General features: G+C 41.2%; 21 protein-coding genes and 1 pseudogene. 9 read left to right on the plus strand and 13 right to left on the minus strand.

Annotation, left to right across the window (positions count from 1 at the left end):
* Positions 1–10 precede the first annotated feature (10 nt).
* The 5 genes and pseudogenes from ruvA to DBR32_RS07495 form a co-directional block, all read right to left on the minus strand.
* A complete protein-coding gene (ruvA, locus tag DBR32_RS07475) occupies positions 11–595 on the minus strand; it encodes a Holliday junction branch migration protein RuvA (RefSeq protein ID WP_124635662.1) in 585 nt (194 codons plus the stop codon).
* Positions 596–705: 110 nt separating this feature from the next.
* On the minus strand, positions 706–1,716 hold the full coding sequence (locus DBR32_RS07480) for a hypothetical protein (protein WP_124635663.1): 1,011 nt from the start codon (positions 1,714–1,716) through the stop codon (positions 706–708).
* Positions 1,717–1,842: 126 nt separating this feature from the next.
* Positions 1,843–3,348: pseudogene (locus DBR32_RS07485) on the minus strand (malate:quinone oxidoreductase); the annotation flags it as partial.
* A gap of 147 nt (positions 3,349–3,495) precedes the next feature.
* The gene (gene paaA / locus DBR32_RS07490; RefSeq protein WP_124635665.1) at positions 3,496–4,443 is read right to left on the minus strand and encodes a 1,2-phenylacetyl-CoA epoxidase subunit PaaA; all 948 of its coding nucleotides are present in this window, start codon (positions 4,441–4,443) and stop codon (positions 3,496–3,498) included.
* A gap of 202 nt (positions 4,444–4,645) precedes the next feature.
* Positions 4,646–5,518 (minus strand): DUF6089 family protein, encoded by an 873-nt coding sequence (locus DBR32_RS07495; protein WP_124635666.1) that lies wholly within the window; start codon positions 5,516–5,518, stop codon positions 4,646–4,648.
* Positions 5,519–5,910: 392 nt separating this feature from the next.
* On the opposite strand from DBR32_RS07495, the gene DBR32_RS07500 reads away from it, so the two are divergent.
* The 5 genes from DBR32_RS07500 (at position 5,911) to DBR32_RS07520 (ending at position 10,599) form a co-directional block, all read left to right on the plus strand.
* Positions 5,911–6,315, plus strand: a complete 405-nt coding sequence (locus tag DBR32_RS07500) for a septal ring lytic transglycosylase RlpA family protein (protein WP_233559683.1) — start codon at positions 5,911–5,913, stop codon at positions 6,313–6,315.
* Positions 6,316–6,495: 180 nt separating this feature from the next.
* Positions 6,496–8,004 carry a Fe-S cluster assembly protein SufB gene (gene sufB, locus DBR32_RS07505; RefSeq protein WP_124635668.1) on the plus strand — a complete coding sequence of 503 codons (1,509 nt, stop codon included), beginning with the start codon at positions 6,496–6,498 and terminating at the stop codon, positions 8,002–8,004.
* A 37-nt stretch (positions 8,005–8,041) separates the two neighbouring features.
* Positions 8,042–8,779 (plus strand): Fe-S cluster assembly ATPase SufC, encoded by a 738-nt coding sequence (sufC, locus tag DBR32_RS07510; RefSeq protein ID WP_124635669.1) that lies wholly within the window; start codon positions 8,042–8,044, stop codon positions 8,777–8,779.
* A gap of 16 nt (positions 8,780–8,795) precedes the next feature.
* Positions 8,796–10,163: a Fe-S cluster assembly protein SufD gene (gene sufD / locus DBR32_RS07515; protein WP_124635670.1), complete on the plus strand. Its 1,368-nt coding sequence runs from the start codon at positions 8,796–8,798 to the stop codon at positions 10,161–10,163.
* A gap of 76 nt (positions 10,164–10,239) precedes the next feature.
* A complete protein-coding gene (locus tag DBR32_RS07520) occupies positions 10,240–10,599 on the plus strand; it encodes a DUF2809 domain-containing protein (RefSeq protein ID WP_124635671.1) in 360 nt (119 codons plus the stop codon).
* A gap of 31 nt (positions 10,600–10,630) precedes the next feature.
* Here the strand turns inward: DBR32_RS07520 and DBR32_RS07525 are convergent, their stop codons facing one another.
* The 6 genes from DBR32_RS07525 to DBR32_RS07550 form a co-directional block, all read right to left on the minus strand.
* Positions 10,631–11,395, minus strand: coding sequence for a hypothetical protein (locus DBR32_RS07525; protein ID WP_124635672.1), 765 nt, complete (start codon positions 11,393–11,395; stop codon positions 10,631–10,633).
* Positions 11,396–11,481: 86 nt separating this feature from the next.
* Positions 11,482–11,817 carry a 2Fe-2S iron-sulfur cluster-binding protein gene (locus DBR32_RS07530; RefSeq protein WP_124635673.1) on the minus strand — a complete coding sequence of 112 codons (336 nt, stop codon included), beginning with the start codon at positions 11,815–11,817 and terminating at the stop codon, positions 11,482–11,484.
* Between the two features lie 26 nt (positions 11,818–11,843).
* Positions 11,844–12,581: an MBL fold metallo-hydrolase gene (locus DBR32_RS07535; protein WP_124635674.1), complete on the minus strand. Its 738-nt coding sequence runs from the start codon at positions 12,579–12,581 to the stop codon at positions 11,844–11,846.
* A gap of 5 nt (positions 12,582–12,586) precedes the next feature.
* Positions 12,587–13,897: a rod shape-determining protein RodA gene (gene rodA, locus DBR32_RS07540; RefSeq protein WP_124635675.1), complete on the minus strand. Its 1,311-nt coding sequence runs from the start codon at positions 13,895–13,897 to the stop codon at positions 12,587–12,589.
* A 34-nt stretch (positions 13,898–13,931) separates the two neighbouring features.
* Complete coding sequence (gene mrdA, locus DBR32_RS07545) at positions 13,932–15,953, minus strand: penicillin-binding protein 2 (RefSeq protein ID WP_124635676.1); 2,022 nt, start codon at positions 15,951–15,953, stop codon at positions 13,932–13,934.
* A 143-nt stretch (positions 15,954–16,096) separates the two neighbouring features.
* Positions 16,097–18,115 carry a gliding motility-associated C-terminal domain-containing protein gene (locus DBR32_RS07550; RefSeq protein WP_124635677.1) on the minus strand — a complete coding sequence of 673 codons (2,019 nt, stop codon included), beginning with the start codon at positions 18,113–18,115 and terminating at the stop codon, positions 16,097–16,099.
* 140 nt (positions 18,116–18,255) lie between these two features.
* Between DBR32_RS07550 and DBR32_RS07555 the strand changes: the two genes are divergently transcribed.
* The 4 genes from DBR32_RS07555 (at position 18,256) to DBR32_RS07570 (ending at position 22,256) form a co-directional block, all read left to right on the plus strand.
* Positions 18,256–20,421, plus strand: a complete 2,166-nt coding sequence (locus DBR32_RS07555; protein ID WP_124635678.1) for a S46 family peptidase — start codon at positions 18,256–18,258, stop codon at positions 20,419–20,421.
* Positions 20,422–20,500: 79 nt separating this feature from the next.
* Positions 20,501–20,986, plus strand: a complete 486-nt coding sequence (locus DBR32_RS07560; RefSeq protein ID WP_124635679.1) for a general stress protein — start codon at positions 20,501–20,503, stop codon at positions 20,984–20,986.
* 80 nt (positions 20,987–21,066) lie between these two features.
* Complete coding sequence (locus tag DBR32_RS07565; RefSeq protein WP_124635680.1) at positions 21,067–21,846, plus strand: hypothetical protein; 780 nt, start codon at positions 21,067–21,069, stop codon at positions 21,844–21,846.
* Positions 21,846–22,256: an energy transducer TonB gene (locus DBR32_RS07570; RefSeq protein WP_233559687.1), complete on the plus strand. Its 411-nt coding sequence runs from the start codon at positions 21,846–21,848 to the stop codon at positions 22,254–22,256. The genes DBR32_RS07565 and DBR32_RS07570 overlap by 1 nt, the downstream gene beginning before the upstream one ends.
* A 121-nt stretch (positions 22,257–22,377) precedes the next feature.
* Here DBR32_RS07570 and DBR32_RS07575 read toward each other — a convergent pair whose 3' ends face one another.
* Entirely contained in the window at positions 22,378–22,668 is a 291-nt protein-coding gene (locus tag DBR32_RS07575; RefSeq protein ID WP_124635682.1) for a hypothetical protein, read from the minus strand.
* Positions 22,669–23,109: 441 nt separating this feature from the next.
* Entirely contained in the window at positions 23,110–24,669 is a 1,560-nt protein-coding gene (gene hutH / locus DBR32_RS07580) for a histidine ammonia-lyase (protein ID WP_124635683.1), read from the minus strand.
* Positions 24,670–24,703: the final 34 nt, after the last annotated feature.

Here is a 24,703-nt window from a genome sequence, read left to right on the forward strand (position 1 = left end):
TTACTATTAATTATAAATTTTTCAATGCCGTTTTGATGAGTTCTTCTACTGAATGCTCATCAGTCAATAATGGTTTTGATTTTTGAATGGCTGCTTCTGCACCCGCTTTAGGAATACCTAAACCTAACAATGCATTTAACGCATCTTGCTCTAAAGTATTGCGCCCTGAACTTATATTTTCCAGGTCAGTGGTATCTTCGGGAAGTTTTCCTTTTAGCTCCAAAATAATGCGTTGCGCTGTTTTGGCACCAATCCCTTTTACCTTTTCCAAAGCCTTACTATCCCCGTTCATGATAATTCGGGAAAGATCATTTGCCGTTAATGAAGACAGCAAAATACGGGAAGTAGCAGCTCCTACTCCCGAAACACTCAATAATTTTTGAAAGGCTTCTTTTTCAAGCGTGCTTGAAAAACCATACAATACCCAGGCATCTTCACGTACTTGCAAGTGTGTGTAGAGCTTTGCAAGCTTCTTGTCTTTGATGGCTTCATAGGTATTAAGGGTGATATGCACTTCATAGCCCAGGCCATTTATGTCAATAAATGTTTGAGAGGGGCTTAGGTCTACCAACTTTCCTTCTAAATATCCGATCATTTATACTTATTATATGATATTATATCACTATATCCAAACGAAAAAACGCTGTTAAAAAGTACAGCGTTTTCTAATTAATTTTTATCCGTATTAAATTTAATTACTATACTTTATCTCCACCATGCATTCGCTCTCTTATTAATTTTCCAAAAGAAGTTGAGCGAAATAGTGGAATACATATCTTTAGTGTTTGGATCTCCTCTGTATTCACCGGCTGCATGCTTTATACCCGGTGCGATTTCAAAGGTTTTATCAGCCATAACCTTTGCCTGACCAGCCTTGTATCCTTCATTTAAGAATCCGATATCAAAACGCAAAGGATCTACATATTTCCCACTCACATCGTCTAAATAATCGGTAAGTGCATAGCGCATTACATATTCCAATCCCAGTCCTAAACCTTTTCCTAAATCTACGCGGAAACCGATACCGGCCGGTATCACGATGGCGTATTGATTATAAGCAGCAGGATAGCCGGGTTTATCAAAGTTTTGTCCTTCGGTATGTAATGGTCTCAAATCGACCCATTTCTTATATTGAGTAGTATAATCTACGGTAATGGAACCTCTTGGATTGAAATAGATACCTCCAACACCGACCATAAGGTACGGTTGGAACCTGGATTTGGCCAAGCGGCTGTTTTCCCAGTTGGTAAACAGTTCCATAGGACTGATTTCTACCATTAAAGAAGATTCCCAGATATTCGTTTTTACATCTAAATTACGATAGTAACGTTGCACATAATCATCACTGATAGACGAGGCTTTTTCTGCTCCGCTTTTGTTCCAAACATCATTAGCATATAAGGTACCATTGGCAATGCTTAAGCGGAAAGATAAACCCGGAATATGTGTATAACGGCCATAAATACCACCCATCACCTTCATATTTTTCCAATAATCAGAATTACCGTAATGATCAAGTGCGGACTTTGCTCCTACATCTCCCCACATATCTGACATACCGAGATTTACACCTAAAGAAAATCCACGCTGATCAATGTATTTTATATCGGGTTGTAGCCAATCACGTTTTGTTTTTTGAGCAGTACCAGAATTTGCCCACAGTAAGCCTGCAGCCAAAAGTCCGATATTGAACGTATTACGTAATAAATTCCGCATAGTTGGTTATTTATTTTAAGCTATGAAAGTATAATTTTTTTACTAAAATTTAAAGAAAATCCTAAAATTCTTCTAAAAAAGCCTAAATATCTAAAATATATCTTAATAATACAAGCTTTAGTATATTTATATTTCTTCTTTGATATGTAGTAAATCGTTGCTGCGCTTCACTATAGTGGCATACAAGGCTGCATCTTTTTCAAGAGATTGCCCATAAGACGGAATCAGCTCCTTCATCCGAATTGCCCATCCGTTCTCCTTCATTTCTTTAGGAAAACACCTTTCGATTAACTTGATCATGATCGGCACTGCGGTAGAGGCACCGGGAGAGGCTCCTAATAGGCCGGAGATAGATCCATCAGCAGCGGTAATCACCTCTGTACCAAATTGTAAGACGCCACCTTTCTCCTTATCTTTCTTAATTACCTGCACCCTTTGGCCAGCCACTTCTAAGGCCCAATCTTCGGCTTTTGCATTAGGAAAATATTCCCTTAATGCTTCTAAACGGTCTTTCGGCTTTTGCATCACTTGCTCAATAAGGTATTTCGTGAGCGAGACATTGGCCAACCCTGCCCTTACCATAGGGTATATATTGTTCCCTTTAATAGAACAAGGTAGGTCCCAATAGGAACCTTGCTTTAGGAATTTGGTAGAGAATCCGGCATAAGGGCCGAATAATAATTCTTTTTTACCATTAATGACCCGCGTATCTAAATGGGGAACAGACATTGGTGGTGCACCCACCGCTGCTTTACCATACACTTTCGCTTTATGTTGGGCAATAATATCGGGATTCACACAACGCAGCCACTGGCCGCTTACCGGGAATCCGCCAAAACCTTTTCCTTCGGGAATGCCCGATTTTTGGATTAAGGATAAGGCTCTGCCACCTGCACCGACAAAAACAAATTTCGCATTCACTTTAAAGGTTTTGCCCTGATCAAGATCTGCTACTTTTACGCTCCAGCTCTGATCTGCATTTCTGGACAGGTTTTTCACCTCGTGGTGATAGTGAAAAGCGACATTTTCTTCTTTGCCTATCGCTTCAAAAAGAAAGGTCGATAAAGCGCCAAAATTTACGTCTGTACCCGTCGCCACACGCGTTGCGGCTACTTTTTCATCAGCCGCTCTCCCTTCCATTATTAACGGTGCCCACTTCCGAATTACCTCTTTATCTTCTGAATACTCCATTGCAGCAAAAGCATGATGGGGTTTCAACAATTCGTATCGCTGTTTTAGGTAGGCAATATTCTTCTCTCCTATCACAAAACTCATATGAGGTGTTTGTGCTAAAAATGCTTCCGGTCCTTTGATCTTTCCTTTTTCCAGCAGATATGCCCAAAACTGTTTTGACAATTCAAATTGCTCATTAATCCCAAAAGCCTTAACCGTTTCTACCGATCCGTCTGGTCTTTCAGGTGTATAATTCAGCTCGCATAAGGCGGCATGTCCGGTACCGGCATTATTCCAGGCATCGGAACTTTCGGCCGCAATGGCGCCCAGTCGTTCATAAATAGCAATAGAAGCATTGGGCTGTAAGATTTTCAACATTGCGCCTAGCGTGGCACTCATTATTCCTGCACCAATTAACACGATATCGTACGAGGCATCGCTTCCAGAATGAGACATATCAAAACTTTTAAGTTTCGCAAAGTTATTACTTGAACACTAAAAAATCAATACGAAATTGATAAATTTTACCACACATATATAAAGCAACAAAGCGTTACATTAAGCGTAACACTTTGTTGCTTCGGTTTACTCTTGTAATTTCGTTTATTATGCGCTTAGGGCTGTCTTTTTAGCAGCTCTTTTCTCGGCATAAGCGGTTGCCGCATCTCTTACCCAGGCACCATTATCCCAGGCATTTTTTCTTGTTTCCAAACGCTCTTTATTACATGGCCCGTTGCCTTTCACGACATTCCAGAATTCATCCCAGTTAATCTCGCCAAAGTCATAGTGACCGCGTTCTTCATTCCATTTCAAATCTTTATCAGGAATGGTTAATCCTAAAATATTCGCCTGTTCTACAGTGACGTCAATAAATTTCTGACGCAGATCATCATTACTAAAACGTTTGATCTTCCATTTCATACTTTGTACCGAATTCGGACTGCTGTCATCATTAGGACCAAACATCATAATCGAAGGCCACCAAAAGCGGTTCAAAGCATCCTGTGCCATTTTTTTCTGTACGGCACTACCTTTAGAAAGGGTCAGCATAATTTCATAACCCTGACGTTGGTGAAAGCTCTCTTCTTTACATACCCGCACCATCGCGCGGCTGTAAGGTCCGTAAGAGCATCTGCATAAAGGCACCTGATTCATGATTGCAGCACCATCGACCAACCAGCCAATAGCACCCATATCGGCCCAAGTTAAGGTCGGGTAGTTAAATATAGAAGAATATTTAGCTGTTCCATCGTGTAATTGCTCCAGCATCTGATCGCGGGAGATACCTAAGGTTTCCGCTGCACTATATAGGTATAAACCATGCCCGGCTTCATCCTGAACCTTCGCCAGCAAAACTGCCTTTCTTCTTAAAGAGGGCGCTCGGGTGATCCAGTTGCCTTCCGGCAACATGCCTACGATCTCGCTATGTGCATGTTGTGAAATCTGCCTGATTAAAGTCTGACGGTATTTCTCCGGCATCCAGTCTTTCGGCTCGATCCTTAATTCATTATCTATTTTTTGCTGAAAATGCAATTCTTGTTGTTCGTTTGTCATAAAATCAGGTTAAATGATTTTCTTAAATACAAAGATAATTCATTTTAAGGATTTATATCTATTGTTATATAGAATACAGACCAAATCGCCCGGATATGCTCGCTTTCTGTATCCGCTATAATTTTATAAGGGAAGAAACATTTTGCTTCTTCCCTTATGGCATTTAACGTTGAAACAACGCTAATATAATAATATTAATGACTTATCTACCTCTGCCAAATACTTTTGGACACCTGGATTGTAAATATTTTTTAGCGTTACCAAAGGCATCGAAATAAACGGTTGCGGTAATACCGGCTGTCCAGTACCAGTCATTTCCTTTGAAATCACCACGCTGAAATTTGTAATTAGGATAATTGCCGTCCCATTTGCCCGATTGGTTACCTCTGTAACTCATATCCACGGCTTTAGTCCCTTTATATGCCCTTAAAGTATCTAAATTCACATAGCTACGGCTTACATCATCTATATAATCGGTAGACGTGTAGCGCATATTTACCTCAGCGGCCAGCATGATTGTCTTACCAATGAAAAATTTAACCCCACCACCAATAGGGAAAGCGGCATTAATCAAAGGATAGGCTTTACGATCCGGATATTGTGCAATACCTTGACCCTCAGTACTCAAATCTCTTAATACTTGCTTTTCACCTTTCTCATCATAAGCGAAAGGATTGCTGTAAAAAGCACCTACACCCGCAAAGATATAGGGACTTACTTTAAATCTGTATTGATCTACGGCCAAAAAATTAAACTCTATGGCTCCATAAATCTCTCCAACATTATTGCTAAAGCTTAAATTCCTTTTCTCGTATGTCTTATTTAAGGATAAACTGTCTGCAGCAGTCAGTCTTATATAGTTAGCACCAAAACGGAAACCCAGTCTTGGAGATACGAAATACTTATATAACAACCCTACTGTCGGCTGGAACATTTTATTATTATCCGGCAAAATATTAGGTTGTAAATCTCCGTAAAACGAACTAGCGCCTGCAGTTAAACCAATTTCATGATGCCTTTGTGCAGTAACTAATAATGGGAGTGCCACTAATACGGGAAGTATAATTTTTTTCATCAGAAATATTTTCTCAATTATCCAAAGTTATAAGTGCTGCTGTTACAACTACTTTAACAAACCAAGTTACAAATATAATTTTTAAGAATTGAAAAACAAAACTATTCTCTAAAAATAATCCTCCCCTGCTGTTTGACTCTTATTTCCCTTCTTTTTTAATCCCCTCAAGGAACAATAATTCTCATTATTAAAGTAAAAAGCAGCTTAAATAAACATAAAACACAATAATTTAAAAATCGTAAACATTTGAATTCCAATTGTTTGTGTTTTTGTTTGTATTTTTTTAACTAAAAAGATGCCATTTTTATATTTTACTAAGTTACCTTTGCTCCCGAACCAAATTTATTGTGAATATGATTTTGAGGAAATTAATTTGTTCATTACTGGCAATTTTGTCCATCAGCGTGGTTACTTTCGACCTAAAAGCACAAGGTAACGGAAGCAACGCAAAAACGGGTAAAGCCAGCTATTACCATCCGAAATTTGTAGGCCGCAAAACGGCAACCGGAGAAGTATTCAGCAACAACAAATACACAGCCGCCTGTAATCAATATCCGCTCGGTACTTATCTGAGGGTAACGAATACCAAAAACGGAAAGGTTGTATATGTTAAAGTAAATGATCGCATTGGGCATCCACAAAGAATAATAGATCTTACACAGCGTGCAGCATCGGACCTGAAGTATGTAAACAGCGGCCTAACCAACGTTAAAATCGAAGTGGTTAATGATGATGAAGGCAAAAGGAAAATATTTGCGCAAACCACTGGAGATATGGTTGACGATAATACCTTATAATATTTTATAGAATTAATTTAAAAACTGCTTTTAACCAAAGCAGTTTTTTTATTTATATAACAAAAGAATACTTTTATAACGAATTCTTAGATTATAAACATTCTAGCGTGTATCTTTGCACTTCAACTTTAAAACAAAAATGCCCTCTCTTTTAGGGCATTGTGAAAATCAGATTTTGTGATGGAAAACAATACAGATACGGAATTTCTGGAATCGCTGGCGGATAAGGAATATGAACATGGTTTTATTACCGACATCGAAATGGACATCCTTCCTCCCGGCTTGAATGAAGAGACCGTTAGATTCATATCCGCAAAGAAAAATGAACCTGAATGGATGCTGGAATGGCGCTTAAAAGCCTACCAGGCTTTCCTGAAAATGGAATTACCCAGCTGGCAAAATTTCAAGATGCCGGACATGAATTTCGATGGCATTTCTTATTACGCTGCACCAAAAAATACGCCAAAGTATAATAGCCTTGATGAGGTAGACCCGGAATTGCTGGCCACCTTTGAAAAGTTAGGCATTCCTTTGAATGAACGCAAAAAACTTTTGGGCGTAAGAGAAGATGGCCCGATAGAAAATGAAAACGGCGAAATGGTCGAACGTCCTTTAGTAGCAGTAGATGCGGTTTTTGACTCTGTATCTGTGGCAACTACTTATAAGGACGAATTGAAAAAACATGGTATTATTTTCTGTTCTATTTCAGAAGCCATACAAGATCATCCTGAATTGGTAAAAGCCTATATCGGTTCGGTAGTACCGCAAACGGATAATATTTTTGCAGCTTTAAACTCTGCTGTATTTTCTGACGGGTCTTTTGTATACATTCCTAAAGGCGTTCGTTGCCCTATGGAATTGTCTACATACTTCCGTATAAATGCAGAAAACACCGGACAGTTTGAGCGTACGCTGATTATTGCTGATGACGATGCTTATGTAAGTTACCTGGAAGGCTGTACAGCTCCTCAACGTGACGAGCATCAATTACATGCCGCCATCGTAGAGATCGTAGCCCATAAAAATGCAGAAGTAAAATACAGTACCGTACAAAACTGGTACCCCGGCGATAAGGAAGGGAAAGGCGGTGTTTATAACTTTGTAACCAAAAGAGGGATTTGTAAGGGTGAAAATTCTATCATTTCCTGGACACAAGTAGAAACCGGCAGCGCGATTACCTGGAAATATCCCAGTGTAATCCTGCAAGGCGACAACAGCTATGGTGAATTCTATAGTGTAGCCGTAGCCAAGGGCAAGCAAATTGCCGATACCGGTACCAAAATGATCCATCTGGGTAAGAATACCCGTAGCCGCATTATCTCTAAAGGGATTTCTGCCGGTAACGGACAAAATTCTTATCGTGGTTTGGTGAGCATCGGACCTAAAGCAGCTAATGCCCGTAACTTTACCCAATGTGATTCTATGTTGATCGGTGACCGTTGCGGGGCACATACTTTCCCGTATATTGATGCCAAAAATCCAACCGCTACTTTAGAACACGAAGCGACGACTTCCAAAATCGGAGAAGACCAGATCTTCTATCTGAATGCCAGAGGTATCGACACGGAAAAAGCGGTGGAAATGATCGTAAATGGTTTCGCGAAGGAAGTACTGAACAAATTGCCGATGGAATTTGCAGTAGAAGCACAAAAATTACTGGCAGTATCTTTAGAAGGAAGTGTAGGATAATCCAAACATTTATAAACAACAATAAAATTACATAACAGTGTTATCTATAAAGAATTTACACGCAAGTGTAGAAGATAAAGAAATCTTAAAGGGATTAAATTTAGAAGTAAAAGCGGGTGAAGTACACGCCATCATGGGACCTAACGGTGCCGGAAAGAGCAGTCTGGCTTCGGTATTGGCGGGAAGAGCCAACTATGAAGTAACAGAAGGTTCTGTAACATTAGATGGTAAAGACATTCTGGAACTGTCTCCTGAAGACCGCGCCAGAGAAGGGGTTTTCCTTGCTTTCCAATACCCTATTGAAATTCCGGGTGTATCGAATATCAACTTTCTGAAAACCGCAATGAACGAGATTCGTGATTATCGCGGTTTGTCGCCACTAACGGCTAAGGAATTCTTACAAATGAGCAGAGAAAAGCAAGCATTGGTTGAGTTTGATGCCAAGCTGGTAAACCGCTCTTTGAATGAAGGATTTTCCGGCGGAGAGAAAAAACGTAATGAGATTTTTCAATTAGCGATGCTGGATCCTAAATTGTCTATTCTGGACGAAACGGATTCCGGTTTGGATATTGATGCTTTGCGTATTGTAAGCCGCGGGGTAAACAAATTGCGCAGTGAAAACAATGCCTTTATCTTAATCACGCACTATCAGCGTTTGCTGGATCATATCGTACCCGATTTTGTGCATGTATTAAGCGACGGTAAAATTGTAAAAACAGGTGGTAAAGAATTGGCCTTGGAACTGGAAGAGAAAGGCTATGATTGGTTGAAGTAATAATACAATACAAAAAATGACTACAAAACAATTGGAATCTCCTTTATATGAAAGTCTGCAGGCGCAATTTGAGATTGTGTCTTTACAAGATCAAAATGCGCAAACCAAAGGTTATCGTGAACAGGCGATGCAGCAATTCAGTACTTTAGGATTCCCTTCTATAAAAAATGAAGAATGGCGTTTTGCCAATGTATTGCCTATTGTAAAAACATCTTACGAAGTTAGCGCGAATAAAAATGCACAGATTTCGGAAGAGGCTTTTGCACAAGCAAGAACATTGATCAATGCGCACAATGAAGATATTTTACCCAAATTAAAAGGGGAGCAAAAAGGTGCCTACCGTTTGGTAACGGTAAATGGTGTTTTGTCTAAAGAGTTGTCTTTCTTACCGGAAATGGAAGGTGTTACCATCTGTGCCATTACCGATGCGATCGACCAGCCTGGATTTCAGCAATATTTTGGCAAAATCCTTACCCTGGAGAACAATGCTTTTGCCTGCCTGAACTCCGCATTATATACGGATGGTATTTTCATGGAAGTAAAAGCCAATACCACGCTGGATATGCCTTTGCATATCATTAAGGTTAAGTTGGCTGCAGATAATGCTTTATTCCAGCCTCGTAATCTTTTTGTACTGCATAAAAGTGCCGAATTGCAGGTTATTGAAACGTATATTTCTGATGCCGGCAGCGAAGCAAAAGTCCTGATCAACTCGGTGAGTGAAATTGCTTTGGAAGAAAATGCACATTTCTATCATTACGATATCCAAAAGGGACATAAAAACATTCGTAAGATTCAACGTAATGAAGCAGTGCAATACAAGCACAGCAATTACAGTAACTATACTTTTACCTTCCCGGGCAGCAGCTTTACCCGTAATAACCTGGCCATTCACCTGAATGACGAGTTGGTGGAAAGCCATTTATACGGCCTATACCTGACTGCTGAAGATCAATTGGTCGATAACCATACAGAAGTACATCATAAGAAACCTAATGGGGAAAGCAATCAATTGTACAAGGGGATTCTGATGGATAAAAGTAAAGCGGTGTTTAATGGTAAGATCTTCGTTTATGAAGATGCCCAAAAAACAAATGCGTTCCAGCAGAGTAATAATGTGTTGTTTAGCGAGCAGGCTACCATTCATGCCAAACCTCAGTTGGAAATCTTTGCAGATGATGTGAAATGTAGCCATGGTACAACGATTGGACAATTGAATAAAGAGGCTTTATTCTATTTACAAAGCAGGGGTATCGGCGCAGAATCGGCTAAAAAGATTATGGTGAAAGCTTTTGCTTTTGATGTGGCTGAGAAAATCAAGATTCCTGCTTTACGTAGCTATGTGGAGGAAATGATTGTAGAAGAGATGTCTCATAAAGCATAATGTAACGCATACCTTATTAAAATATATTTCGCTAAGACCACTGCCTGCAGTGGTCTTAGCTATTTCAAGAGGTCTTATGAAACCGAAAAAAACCTACTATTTTATTGCTGTTATCGTCACCGTCATACTTGGATTATGGTCCAGGCAGCTGTCTTTCGTTCCCCTATGGACAGGAGATCTTCTTTATGCCGTGATGTGTTACCTGGGCTTTCGCTTTCTGTTCACCGGTCGTTCTTTAACGTTCAGCATGACCGCTGCCTTGCTGTTCTGCTTTGGCATTGAATTCCTGCAGTTATGGCAGCATCCGGTCCTGCTTAGCCTAAGGCATACGTTACCCGGAAGACTGATCCTGGGCCAGGGTTTCCTATGGACAGATCTGCTGGCTTATACTGTCGGTATTGTACTGATCTATTGGTTGGACAGACTCATCAGTTAAGGGTTTTCTACTACCCTTAACTGGGCTGCCTTTAAAACAAACGATAAAAATATTGAAGATTGAGCCCATAAGGGGTTTTCCATTTTGCCTTATCGAAATTTTTAATTGAGTTAGGTTCTCCAGCTACTACCAGTGAATTTCCTAATTGGACAAAAGGCGCTGCAGATATGGAATGCCGCTGTACACTATATTGAAGCGCTGCGGAGCACTTGGGACTAAGGAATACCCTGGAGCTGTATGAATTTACAATATAAACCATGTACACAATACCCTCTGCCGCCACTAGCCTGTAACTATCCGACGACGTCTTTTGCCAGTTGATATCTATACCTGCACTAAACAGCGCAGACAGGTTCTTCAACAGCCTCTGCCGGTATTGAATGCTTAAGGGTATATGCCAATATTGTACGTTTACGGATAAAGGTCTTTGCCAGCTGGAATAAGGGAATGGCCCCGATTGGCTCCATTCATCAAAATACACCAGGCCATTGTGCTTCCACAGGCCAAAACCAGCCTGTACCCACAAACGGTCATTTTTGCGCGACAAAGGTGTACGTACATAAAGCGCAAGAGCAGGACGTTTTTCAGATCGGTTAAACTTTGTCTCACCAGCGATCCTGATGGCATTAGAACCATCTCTTTCAGATACATAGGTATCTCCGATATCGGTCATTTGACTTTTATAGATATTCCCGTCGAAACCGACCTCCCATTTACGCTTTTGTGTTTGGGCAGATAATTGCATGTGCGTTAGCAGCATACAGGACAATAAAGAAATAGTAGCAATTTTTATCATATAAAAATCTTATTTTTTTATATCAGCTATAAATATAAAAAAAGCAGCAGTTATTCACTGCTGCTCGTACTAACTTTATATTCTTTCTATCCCTCCTGCGGGTCATGAATTTTGAATTTCAGCCCGTGCATATCGGGGTTTAACCGGAGCTGGCAAGCTAGTCTGGAATTGGGTAACAAATCGGGTAAAGTATCCAGCATGGCATATTCATCGTCACTGATTTCGCCCAACTTATCCAAGCCTTCCAATACATCAACACAACAGGTCGCACATAAAGCCATCCCACCACAGGTAGCGAGTACCGGATATTCGCTGGCTTTTAGCATTTCCATCAAGCTCAAGCCCATATCGGTCGGGCACTCCATCGTATCTACAGAGCCATCTGCATTTTCCACATGCACATGAATCATATTATCTTCCATAAAAATCGTATTTAATTAGCGCAAAATTACAGCTTTACCGTGGGTAATTTTACATCATGATAAAATAAAAATTGCCATCCTTCCTGCTGTCCCTGTGCAGCCCATTGTTCGCGCAGCTCCATGGCCAGCTTACCGTTATAATCATATTTGGCCACATATTTGATCTTCATCTGCCGCGCCTGGGGTGCTTCATCGCCTCCGAAAAAGACCTTACCTTCTGCAGTATCGATCCAATATACCACATGTTGCGGACTATGTCCACCGCTATGCTCATAATGGATATATCCGTCTATGGTGCCGGAAGGCTGATCTAACCACACGACATTTGGGCTCATCTTAAGATCATCCAAGTCTTCGGTAAAGTAAGAAGGCGCTCCTTTTTCGTAAGCAAATTCAATTTCGGGAAAATATACATAGATTTTTGCCTGAGCAAAAGCAGGATTATCCATTATCGCCGGGATACCGCCGGCATGGTCTTTATGCAGGTGGCTCATCAGAATCTTAGTTACATCTTCCGGGTGGATATTATGTTTTGCCAAATTAGTGACCAACTGTGCCACACCATCGCTTCCCGAAAAGCCCAGGCCGGTATCACATAAGATTACATCTTTCTCATTTACGATTAAAAAAGGTTGTACTTCTACTAAAATAGAACCGATACTTCTATCGTTTAATTCATCTTTGGCTTCGTCAAAAGGAAAGAATACTTTATCTCTACCAACGGTAAAGGTCCCTTCGGACAAAGGAAATATCTGTGTTTGCATAATGTTTATCTGATTAAAATATGCCGGTCTGCATCTAATCTCAACATGATAAAGATTAGGATGGAGAAAGACAAGAGTGAAGTACCTCCATAACTTAACATGGGCAGGGTAATACCGATTACCGGAGCCAGTCCCATCGTCATGGAAAGGTTAATAGCAAAGTGGAAGAACAGGATAGAGGCGACACAATAACAATATACCCGGCTGAATAAGGATCGTTGCCGCTCTGCCAGAAACACAATCCGTAAGAGAAGCGACAGATAGAGTATGACCAACAGTGCACTGCCCACAAAGCCGAATTGCTCTCCGATGCCACAAAATACAAAATCAGTATGCTGCTCCGGAACAAAGGAATACTTTGTCTGGGTACCGTTCATAATCCCTTTTCCGATCACACCTCCGGAGCCGATGGCGATCTTGGATTGCCTTACGTTATAATCGGCATCTTTTTTTGCCGCTTCTCCGGGTTTTTGAAACTCCAGGGGTACATCCTGCCCCAGCATTGAGTAAATACGCTCTACCTGATAGCCTTTAAATACATTTTTGAAGATATAGGGTACGACCAATTGTGAAAACGTAACGGCAATAAGCCATCCGCCCACAATAAAGAGTATGACCAATTTTTGTCTTTTAATCTGTTTCCATAAGATCCATACACTCAATAAAGCAATAACGGTAATGGCAATGAACAGGGGCAAACGTTCGATCAACAAAGAGGATAGGAATAAGGCTACACTCCCTAAACCAACAAGTAAGATACTATTAGGAAGCCCTTCTCTATACATGGGTAAGAAGAAGGCAAAATAAACCAAAGCCAAACCGGTCTCATTCTGAAGGATAATCAGGAAACAAGGAATCAAAACAATCGTCGCTGCGATCAAACGGTCTTTTAGGGTATTAAAGCGCGTTTCGGGTGCAGAAAGAAACCTGGATAAAGCCAGTGCCGTGAAGATCTTACACATCTCTCCAGGTTGAAAGGTAAAGGAGCCGAATTTGATAAAACTGTGGGACCCTTTTACTTCGCCCCCAATCACAAAGGTGATGAGTAGCAGGAAGATTCCGAATACATAGGATAAATTAGACAGGGAATAAAAAACCTTACTGTCGGTAAATAAGATGATCAATCCCAGAAAACAGGAAATACCTAACCAAATGATCTGTTTCATATGGCTTTTCTCCGTATTAAAAAAAGGCTCGGAAAAGCTTGTATACTCAGAAGTGTATACCGCCATGATCCCTATCGAAATAAGAGAAAGCACCAGGAATAAGGAGAGCCAGTCTATTCGAGCCAATACCGGTTTTCTATGTGTTGCCATGCAATGATGTATCTAAGGGTTGAATTTTTGATGATTATTTTTTCAGGTGGTAAAATTTCTCTAGCATGGTGTTCACCAGAAGAGTATCTCCCCGTTTGGTCATGGCAATCTGGCCTTCTTTATCCGCCATCTTCATTTCCCATCTCAGTTTATCTTTGATCCTTTGCAGCGAATCAATGGTATAGGTGTATTTCTTTACCAGATTGGCATGGAACATTTTTTCTTCAAGGGGTTTCCGTTTCACGGAGTCGGTCAGGTATTTCTCCATCATCAGACTAGCTACCGGTCCTGCCCAGGTAGCGCCATATCCCGCATTTTGTACGACCACGGCAATCGCGATCCTGGGATTATCTTTAGGGGCAAAACAGACAAATACAGAGTGGTTATCCAGCTTTGTTTTCTTTCCAAAAAGCAAGGCATAGTTTTCTACAGTACCCGTTTTGGCCGAAACGGCAATACCGGGTAGTTGCGCTACCCTACCGGTACCGTTAGTAACCACCATTTCCATACCATCGATTACCGCCTGATAATCGGTAGCAGAAATATTTGTGGTCTGGTGTTTTTCCAGGTATTTTTTCAATTTAGGGTGTTTGGCATCTCCGCCAATACTTTTCACCAGATGTGGTGTGTAGAAAAAACCTTTATTGGCAATCATACACATAGAATTGGCCAGCTGCATTGGGCTTACCGTTACCTCTCCCTGTCCCATGCCTACAATGGCCATGTTACAGGAGTTCCAGCTGCCTCCACGATACATATTATTATAAAAGGATGAATCGGGAATAAGCCCGCCCCCTTCAGAAGTAATATCTACGCCTAAAGGATGCCCGAATCCAAAATGGTTCATGTATTCATACCAGGTTTCCAGCCCTTTGTGCACGCCTCCGAATTTAGGCATATCTACAATCTTACGAAATACATCACAGAAATAAGCATTACAGGAATTGGCCAAAGCAACTTTCAGATTGGCCGCATGGCCGTGACCACTATGGGTACAACCAATACGCTTACCGCAGGCATAATAACCTCCGGCACAAGGATAGCCGAACGAAGGCGTAATAGCGCCTACATCAAGTCCTACAAGACCTGTAATTGGCTTAAACGTAGAGCCCGGCGGATAGAAAGCCTGTGTCGCATAGTTAAACAAAGGCTTGGTAGCCATTTTATTAAGATCTGCGAAATGCCTTCCCTTATCCTCTCCGGTAAGCAGGTTCGGATCAAAACTAGGTGCCGAAACCATTGCCAGAATGCCGCCTGTTTGTGGATCAATAGCAACAGCGCTCCCGATCTTCCCGGACATCAGTTTTTCTCCATAGGCCTGCAATTCCGCATCTATATAAAGTTGCAGTTCTTTTCCTCCTGAAGCAACCGTATCCATTGCCCCATCCTTATAGGCATCTCTAGGGCGGTTCATTACATCTCTTACCAGGTATTGTACACCACGCGTTCCTCTCAATTCTTCTTCATATACATTTTCGAGGCCACTCATCCCTACATAATCGCCCTGCCTGTAACTGGCAAAACGGGGATTCTCTAACATGGCCGGAGACACCTCACTTAAATAGCCTAAGAGTAAGGCTCCGGAGGATTCCGGATAAGAACGCATACTGCGCTCTGCCAGCTCAAAGCCCGGGAATAAATACATATTCTCCTGCAAGCGGGCATTTAATTCTTTTGAAATTTGTGCTTTGTAGACACCCGGTTTTTGCTTCCCATTTTTAAACAATACTTTGTTGAGTTCCTTTTCGAAGTCTTGCTCAGTAATGCCTAATATAGAACAAAAAGCAGCCGTATCCATATCTTTCGTTACCCGGCTTGGGGTTACCACAAGGTCAAAAGTGACGTTGTTGTATAACATCGCCTTCCCGTTACGGTCTACTATACTACCCCTGGCGGGATAAATTACTTTACGGAATATGGCCTGATCATCTGCCAATACCTTATATTTATCGTCCCACACCTGCAAGTTGAACAAACGGAAAATCAATGCTACTGCCATTGCGGCAAACAACAATCTGACAATCCATGCCCTCGGATTATTATTAAAATTGATCATTAACGGAAATAGTATATTGGAATATATACAAATATAGAAAAGAGCGGAGTGCTAAAATAATTTTTCTACGATATTTATAAAAAAAAGAAAAAAGCCGGTAAAAGTGTTCACTTTTACCGGCTTTTTATCCAAAATGGCTTTTATTATCGAATCAGGGTTACATTACCTGATTTTCTGAATCTTTGGTTGGTGTCTTTACAATAAGCATCAATTTCCCACACATAAACACCCATCATACATTCTACGCCCTGCATATCTCTACCAGTCCATTTCACATTAGGGTTTGTTGTGCTGAACACTTCTCTGCCCCAACGATCAAATATTCTAAAGTAGTTAACCTGCGTCAACTGAAGATTCAGCAATCCGAAGCTATTGTCTTTTGGTGCAAATGCATTAGGCAATCTGATGTCTTCACAAGGTACTCCGATCTTCACAGAATCAATAGCCGTACAACCGCTTGGCGCTGTAACCGTAAGGTAATACGTCATGTTTTGAGCAGGTTTTACCCTTGCAATAGGTTCGTTCAGGGTCGATTCAAAGAATACATTTGGCGTCCATTTATACGTATAAGTCGGTCTTACCGTAGTCTGTGGCCCACCGATTTGCGTGATAGAACCGTCTGTGATTACGCGATCTTCACCGGCATCAGATTTGATGTTATCTACTCTTACATTAAAGGTTTCTTTTACAATACAATTCGGTGCGTAATCAATCGCAACAGTATACAAGGTTGAATACTGTGGCCATACTCTTACAAAACGTCCTGCTAAAGTATCAATATTATAGTTTGGAGACCATACGAAAGAATCTGTTCCGAAAGTAAGAACGTGCATGTTGATGGTATCACCGCTACAGATCAGGGTATCCTGTACGGTTAAGTTATAAGAAGGGTGATCTTTTACATAAATTGGTTTACAGAAATGTCTTTCTGTAGCCAGACCTTCATCTACCGTTAAGAAAACGGAATAGGTACCTGTTCTGTTATATTTTACCGGGTTTGGTACTCTTTTATCAGAACCGGAAATAGATGCATTTGTACAATTACCGTATTTCACTCTTAAAAGCGTATTGTCGGAATTGATGACATGCATATACACACCATTGGAATCTCTTACAGCATTAGACAAGCTTGTCGGTAATAATAAGGTATTCATGGTTGCTACGCTTGCTGTAGGTACTCCGGCAATAGAAGCCGGCCAATACAAGCTCACCCATTCTCCAGTATTTTTATTAGTGACATACCCATAATAATCATTACAGTTTTTCACAATGGCAATACCGGTAGGAACTTTTAGCTTTCCGCTTAAAGAACCCATATCTACCGCAAAAGGAACATTCAAATAAGAATTACCAAAAGTAACTTGTGATAATTTACTGGTGGTCTCGTTGGTCACGATAAAGTGATGGTTGCCCAATTCAGTCATGTTGGCCAATCCGCTCACGCCACTAAAGGCATTGCTGATATTACCAAAATTGGTGAACCCTTGGATACTATCAATATTGGCTTTAAGATCGATACGGGATAATGCATTACCATTATTAAAGGTGAATGCTCTTATAGAATCGTTTTCGATAACTGTAAACAGCTCTCTTGGTTGTGTTAAAAAAGCCGTTGTGTTATAGGCCACAAAGCCTGTAGGGGCATAATTCAAACCGTTGGCAAAATCGATACGCACAAATCTGGGACCGCCACTTACGGCAGACCCGATTACAAAAACGTGCCATCCGGAAGCATCTTTTAAAGTCGAAATCCCGGTAGGATTATCCGGTACACGGTCCTGATAGTGTCCTAAATCGGTTACAATCGGTGCCTGTTCGATACCGTCTTCGTATTGATAACGAAATACTTTACCATCCTGGCTCGCTGTAAAGCTGTAATAAAAAGTATCTACTTTTAAAGTAGTGATACAGGAGTTCACATTAATTTGATAATTACCGATACCCATACTGGTTGCCGCTGGCGTACCGCCCAATAGCGGGGGACAAAAAGACCAGTTATATGTCTTTGCATCGTTTACCAGTACATTGGGGGTAAACTCTGATCCTAAACATATCGTATCGTAATTAAAAGAAAACAAGGGTGTTTCCAATTGTGCCTCTGCTTTTGGTATAAAGCAACCCAAACTCAGGATAGTTAACAATAACTGTAGTTTTCTATTCATATCAATTCTAAAGAAAAAAGCAAAAATGAATTATGAGAGTACTCTCGTAAAATCTGAAAATTTTGGCTAATGTAATAATATTATCGCATATTTTCATAAAATATTGCTAATTTTATTTTTCATTATTTTCCAATTATCTCATGCGTAACAGACTTTTACCGCTTTCTCTATTTTCTACCCTTTTATTTTCGACAACTATCTATAACAGCCAGGCCAAAGAAGGCATGTGGCGTCCGGCAGACCTCAAGAAACAAGCCGATGAAATGAAAAAGGCGGGTTTGCAAATCCCGGTGAGTAAACTTTATGAAGACGGCAAGGCTGCGCTAAATGATGCAGTAGTGATATTTGGCGGTGGTTGTACCGGAGAGGTGGTCTCTGCCCAGGGATTGGTGTTCACTAACCATCACTGTGGCTATGGTGCCGTACAAGGTGTGAGTACCGATGCCAAGAACTATCTGATCAATGGCTTTTGGGCTAAAAATAATGCAGATGAGGTTCCCTGCCCGGGGCTTTCGGTTACATTCATAAAAAAAATAGAAGAGGTAACGAAGCAGATCTTAAAAGGCATTACGGAAGAAACATCTGAAGCTGAACGGGCACAGATCATTGCTGAAAATATAAAGTTCCTGGAAACCGGTTACCGCAAATTACTGGGCTATACCGCTGAGGTAAAACCTTTTTATAATGGCAATGAATATTGGGTAACCCTTTTGGAAAAGTATGACGATGTACGCCTGGTGGGGTTTCCGCCAAATGGCATTGGCAAATTTGGCGGCGATACGGACAACTGGATGTGGCCAAGACAAACGGGCGATTTCGGCATCTTCCGGGTATATGCAGGACCGGGTAATAAACCTGCTGCCTACAATATCAACAATAAGCCCTACAAGGCAGAACAATATTTCCCGATTAATACTTCTGGTGTAAAAGAAGGCGACTATACAATGGTTTATGGTTTTCCTTATGTAACCAAAGAATATTTAACTAGTGCGCAATTGGCACAAACGCAGGACATCATTGATCCGATCCGTATTGCGGCCCGTAAGATTAAACTGGGCGTTTGGGATGAGGCAATGCGCAAAGACCCGAAAACGTTTTTGAAATATGCCTCTAAGCAATCTTCGGTAAGTAATGGGTATAAAAAATGGCAGGGTGAGATCAGAGGACTGGAACTCAATGATGTAAAAGGCAAAAAACTGGCTTATGAAACCCGTTTGATGCAAAAAAGCCTTAGCGATACCGGCATCAATAGTCCTAAAAGTACTTTAAGTCAGATTAATGCTGCTGTGGAGCACAACAATAATTATTTAAGGGCTTACGAAAGCACGAATGAAACGGTACTGGGTATTGAAATCATTGGCCAGGCAGCTTACCTGCAAAGGGTTTTGAATATTTACAGATCAGGCGTTAAGGATAAAGCGCTCACAGATACTTTGGCGAAAGTGAAGAAAGGCCTGGAAGGATTTTATAAAAATTATGATGCAGTACTGGACAAACAGCTGTTTGAAAACCTGATGCCTTTTTATTATATGCAACCGGGACTAGCCGTTGCGCCCAAAGTAAAATCATTATATACCGAAAACGGAAGCGATTTTGGAAAATGGTCTTCAAATGTATATGGGCAAAGCGCTTTAGCGATCAAGGAAATGGCCATGCACTATTTTGATGCACCCAAAGCCAGCGATACGGTGGATATTAAAAATGATCCGGCTTACCAGATTTATCATGCAGTTATCGATTGGCAGGACCAGTCGGTGAGACCCGGTATGATTGCGTATGCCAAACGCACGGATCTCCTGAACCGTATCTATATGCAACAACAATTGCAGTATATGAGTGGTGAGCGGAATTTTTATCCCGATGCTAACCAGACCCTGAGGTTAACCTACGGACATGTAAAAGGCATCACGCCACAAGGTACCTCCTTGTATTCTTACAGAAGCACGCTGGAAGATGTGATCGCAAAACATAATCCTGATGTGGAAGAATTTAATGTTCCTTCAAAATTACGCGACCTTTATTTACGCAAGGATTATGGCCGATGGAATGTAAACGGAACGGTACCGGTAACTTTTATTGCCACGAATCACACCAGCGGAGGAAACTCTGGCAGCCCGGTGTTGAATGCCAAAGGAGAATTGATCGGGATTAACTTTGACCGCATCTGGGATGGCACAATGAGTGATCTTTACTATGATCCTAACCTGTGCCGCAATATTGCGGTAGATGTACGTTACGTGTTATTTATTATAGAAAAATACGGTAATGCGCCCTGGTTATTTAAGGAGATGAATTTGGTAAAGTAAGTTTGTGTAACTTTATGTTGCCCTAAATAAAGTGCAGTCAATTATTTATCTTTTTTAAAACTTATAAAATCAAAATACTATGCATGCTACAATAATCGCAGTGTACGACCAACAAGAAAAAGCAGTCGCTACTGTTGAAGCGTTAAAACAAAATGGTTTCGGAAAAAGACATATGACCATCTTGGGTAAGGTGGATGCTGATGATGCATTGCAGTCCAAGATCAGCACGACCGCAGTTGCAACGGTAGGTACTGCAGCAGTAGTAGGCCCTGTAATCGGTGCTTTGGCCGGTGTGGGTATTATTGCGATTCCGGGTTTAGGTTTTATTTATGGTGCCGGTGCTTTAGCAGGTGCTATTATGGGCTTTGATTTCGGTATTATAGGCGGTGGTATTATTGCAAACCTGTTGCTTGACGGTGAGAAAAGTGAGATCGCGGATATGTATGAAAAAGAATTACAGGATGGCAAGACCTTACTGATTTTCAGAGGTACGAAAGCTTCCGGTGATAAGGCTTTTGAGCTGATCCAGAAAGAGGGTGGCTACAGTGATGTCAAATTGCATTAAGCTATATCTTATATATTTATGTACAAAAGCTGCCCCTAGGGGCAGCTTTTATTTTATCTAAAAATCGGTAACTTTAATGCATGAACCGTAAAAACGTGATCGTATCCATACCTGAACCCTGCCACGAAGACTGGGCAAAGATGAGCCCTTGCGCACGGGGTCGTTTTTGCACTGCCTGTCAAAAAAACGTGCTTGATTTTTCGGAGATGAGCGATACCGTGATTAGCAAAATTCTTTTGGCGAAAGAGCCTGTTTGCGGCAATTTTGATGCGACTCAATTGAACCGCGCATTACCGCTTGCCCACCCGGCACCCCGCAATAGTTGGTTGTATCGGGCTGCGGCACTACTCTTAATTCCTGTAGCTCCTTTTATAGCGAAGGCACAACACAAAGTGAATATAGAGCAAACTCAGACTACCGGAAAACAGGCCCGGATCTCTGGCCTCGTTCTGGATAATATGAGCGGCAAACCGCTGTATGGAATGGAGATTCATGCTACCGGCCTGGGGATGAAATATAGTAATGCTAAAGGGGAATTTCATTTTAGTATACCTGACAACTTTCCCTATAAAGAAATCTTAATAGAAGCTAAATATACCGAAACGTCTTCTAAAGCGTTACCTGCAACGAGCATTTTACCCGTATCAATACCCGTTCCTATTATCGGTACGGATACTAACGTGGTACTGAAGCGATATCCGGGCGATACTTTAGAACAGATGGAGATTATTACACAGCCAATCCGACCACAGTACAGAGGTGCTGTTTCGATCACGAGAGAAATCAGGCCAAGCAAAACGAATATATTCCGGCGCAGCTGGTATGCCGTAAGTAAACCTTTTAAAAAGAAACCTAATTGATGCACCGGATACGCCAATATTTCTGTATCGGTTTCATCTCATTTTTGTCTACATCCGGTATGTATGCACAGGATGTGAAACCTAAGGTACTGCCCAAAGGGATCAAAACACTCCCTAAATTCACCGATGGCGCTATCGTAGTCGATCAATATATCAAAAATCGCATCCGGTACCCTAATCTAGCCAGAGAAAATGAAGTGCAAGGCCGGATTATCGTCTCCTTTTTGATCGCAAAGGACGGTACTGTTACCTCCCCCACCATTATCAAAGGCAAGGCATTAGGCAATGGTATCCCTGAGGAAGTGTTACGGGTGATCAGGGCTATGCCCAAATGGGTACCGGCAAAGGATCTTAAAGGAAACCCGGTCGATTTTCTATATACCGCCGATCTTCATTTTTCAATAAACTAAATTGAGTATCCGCTTTTATCCAAAAAAGGAAAAGCACGCTTAGATATATACCTAAGCGTGCTTTTATATTGTTTACAAAATCTACATCATCCAGAACCAGGGTCTGAATACCCTATAATCATTATTGTCCTTCTTTTGGAGCTGCTGCATTTTTATCGCGCGCTTTTTGTTTCCCTGATTTCGCTTTTTTCTTTTCCGGCTCTGCGGTGGTTGCATCTACTGCAGGTACGGGAACAGGAGCTTCCTGAATAACGGTGCTGGCATCTGGCGGCGGTGGTGGCGTAGGCGGTACAATCGTATCTGCCGTCTGTGCCGGTTCTTGTTTCTTTACGTCTTGATTATTTTCCTGCGCACTTGCACTAAATAACCCTACAAAACTGAGCATTACTGCTGACAAAATTACTTTTTTCATAATCCTTAAATTTTGGTATCTGTCCTACTAAAAATACACCTAAAAAAAAGCGGTACAGATTTCTTTTTAAAATGAGACTATTGGTTAAAAAAATACAATAAATCGGGTGTATTTGAAAAAAAGTAAATTTTGCTACATGTTTATTTTATTTTGTATATCGTTTATTTTTATTCTCGTTATGCATTTCAAAGAAACGTTCTTTTGCCATAAGATCAGCCATATGATTGTTAATGATATGTTGTGCGATATTCATTTTAACAGGTATTTTAGGCTTTGTAAACATTATGTTTTGATATTAACACTACTGACATACGTAAATCACTGATTATAAAAATTGCATTTTAAACTACAGCATCATTTGCAAAGGCTTATAAACGCAATACAGGCGGGCATCAAAGATGTCCGCCTGTATTGCGTTTTATTAAGAAAAAATGGTAGTTTCTACCAGCCTAAAAGCTTTTTCATTTTGGCGCCTACTTCAGTCTTCATCAACCATTCTTTGACTTTCGCCAGGTTTTCAAATGCCGGAACATCTTCTTTAAATGGCGGCGCTAATACGCTCAACTCGTCATACATCCAGCGGGTGGCGGGTGACAGGCGGTCTTTAAATCCTTTGGCATCTACAGCCTGTACAATGGTGCAGGCGTGCACGGCCAAGGTTTCAAATGAGTTTTCGATGACTTTGGCACAGATCAGGGCTGCATTGGTCCCCATACTTACAATATCTTGGTTATCATTATTGTTGGGAATACTGTGTACATACATTGGGTTGCTCAGCATCTGGTTTTCGGCCACATTGCTTACTGCAGGGTATTGCATACCTTGTATACCAAAATTAAGGCCTAATACACCCTGATTGATAAAGGGAGTTAAGCGTTTATTCAAAGCAGGATTTAAAAGGAAGTTCAATTGGCGCTCGGCCAGCATTGATAATTTGGTAATGGCTATCTTAAGTTTATCCATCTCCAGGGCTACATAATCGCCGTGAAAATTGCCGCCGTGATAGATATTTTTTGTTCTGTAATCCACTACAGGATTATCATTCACAGAATTGAGTTCCTGTTCTATGATTTGTGCGGTGTATTCTATAGTGTCGTAAATAGGCCCCAGGATCTGCGGCACGCAACGTAAGGAATAATACTCTTGTACCTTATCCTCAATAACGCTCTCGGTTACTTTTTTATCGTACAGGTGTTCATGGCGCTTGCGCATCAAACCACTGTTCTTCGTGATCGCACGCATCGCCGCGGCCACGGTTTGTTGTCCCTTATGCAGTTTTACACCATTCAATTCTTCGGAGAAATGATCGTCGTAGGCTTCCATAATTTCATTTACCATCAGGGAGAATAACATTTCTCCGGCCAATAGTTTACGGGCATGCAATACATTAATGGCTCCGATACCGGTCATGGCCGAGGTACCGTTCAATAAAGAAAGGCCTTCTCTGATATGTATGGCCAGTGGTTGTAGGTTCAGCTCTGCAAATACAGTTGCCGCTTTGACAACCGCTCCTTTAAACTGAAAATATCCTTCTCCGATCAATCCCAGTGCCAGATGCGCCAACTGTACCAGATCACCACTGGCTCCTACGCCACCATGTTGGTACACACAGGGATAGGCTTCGTTATTGATCAGCTCTTTCATCAACACCACTAATTCGGGATTCACACCGGAATAGGCGCGCATGACCGTATTGAGCCTTGCGAGCATCAGCGCCCTGCTCTGATCGGGGGTAAGCAACAAGCCCATACCTGAGCTATGGCTCCGGATCAGGTTTAGTTGTAACTGGCGGCAGTCTTCATCTTCGATACGGTACTGCGCCATCGGACCAAAACCGGTATTGATACCGTAGATCAATTTATCTTTAGAAAAATCGGTCAGGAAGGCATGAGAAGCTTCTACTTCTGCGACTGCAGTAGCGTCCAGCTCAATATGATCTTTTTGCAAGACGATTTGCTCCAGGGCTTCCAGTTTTAGTATTTTATGGCCTATTGTTTCCATAGTCTGTTTTACTTTATACAATTAGGTAGTTATG

This window comes from Taibaiella sp. KBW10, from assembly GCF_003852495.1.
GTDB lineage: Bacteria > Bacteroidota > Bacteroidia > Chitinophagales > Chitinophagaceae > Edaphocola.

Coding starts and splice junctions, on each gene's coding strand:
- DBR32_RS07550 (WP_124635677.1), bottom strand. CDS start 18,115: ATGAATAGAAAACTACAGTTATTGTTAACTATCCTGAGTTTGGGTTGC.
- DBR32_RS07560 (WP_124635679.1), top strand. CDS start 20,501: ATGCATGCTACAATAATCGCAGTGTACGACCAACAAGAAAAAGCAGTC.
- hutH (WP_124635683.1), bottom strand. CDS start 24,669: ATGGAAACAATAGGCCATAAAATACTAAAACTGGAAGCCCTGGAGCAA.
- DBR32_RS07535 (WP_124635674.1), bottom strand. CDS start 12,581: ATGCAAACACAGATATTTCCTTTGTCCGAAGGGACCTTTACCGTTGGT.
- DBR32_RS07495 (WP_124635666.1), bottom strand. CDS start 5,518: ATGAAAAAAATTATACTTCCCGTATTAGTGGCACTCCCATTATTAGTT.
- mrdA (WP_124635676.1), bottom strand. CDS start 15,953: ATGATCAATTTTAATAATAATCCGAGGGCATGGATTGTCAGATTGTTG.
- DBR32_RS07565 (WP_124635680.1), top strand. CDS start 21,067: ATGAACCGTAAAAACGTGATCGTATCCATACCTGAACCCTGCCACGAA.
- DBR32_RS07575 (WP_124635682.1), bottom strand. CDS start 22,668: ATGAAAAAAGTAATTTTGTCAGCAGTAATGCTCAGTTTTGTAGGGTTA.
- paaA (WP_124635665.1), bottom strand. CDS start 4,443: ATGACAAACGAACAACAAGAATTGCATTTTCAGCAAAAAATAGATAAT.
- DBR32_RS07480 (WP_124635663.1), bottom strand. CDS start 1,716: ATGCGGAATTTATTACGTAATACGTTCAATATCGGACTTTTGGCTGCA.
- sufD (WP_124635670.1), top strand. CDS start 8,796: ATGACTACAAAACAATTGGAATCTCCTTTATATGAAAGTCTGCAGGCG.
- rodA (WP_124635675.1), bottom strand. CDS start 13,897: ATGGCAACACATAGAAAACCGGTATTGGCTCGAATAGACTGGCTCTCC.
- DBR32_RS07530 (WP_124635673.1), bottom strand. CDS start 11,817: ATGGAAGATAATATGATTCATGTGCATGTGGAAAATGCAGATGGCTCT.
- DBR32_RS07570 (WP_233559687.1), top strand. CDS start 21,846: ATGCACCGGATACGCCAATATTTCTGTATCGGTTTCATCTCATTTTTG.
- DBR32_RS07555 (WP_124635678.1), top strand. CDS start 18,256: ATGCGTAACAGACTTTTACCGCTTTCTCTATTTTCTACCCTTTTATTT.
- ruvA (WP_124635662.1), bottom strand. CDS start 595: ATGATCGGATATTTAGAAGGAAAGTTGGTAGACCTAAGCCCCTCTCAA.
- DBR32_RS07525 (WP_124635672.1), bottom strand. CDS start 11,395: ATGATAAAAATTGCTACTATTTCTTTATTGTCCTGTATGCTGCTAACG.
- DBR32_RS07520 (WP_124635671.1), top strand. CDS start 10,240: ATGAAACCGAAAAAAACCTACTATTTTATTGCTGTTATCGTCACCGTC.
- sufB (WP_124635668.1), top strand. CDS start 6,496: ATGGAAAACAATACAGATACGGAATTTCTGGAATCGCTGGCGGATAAG.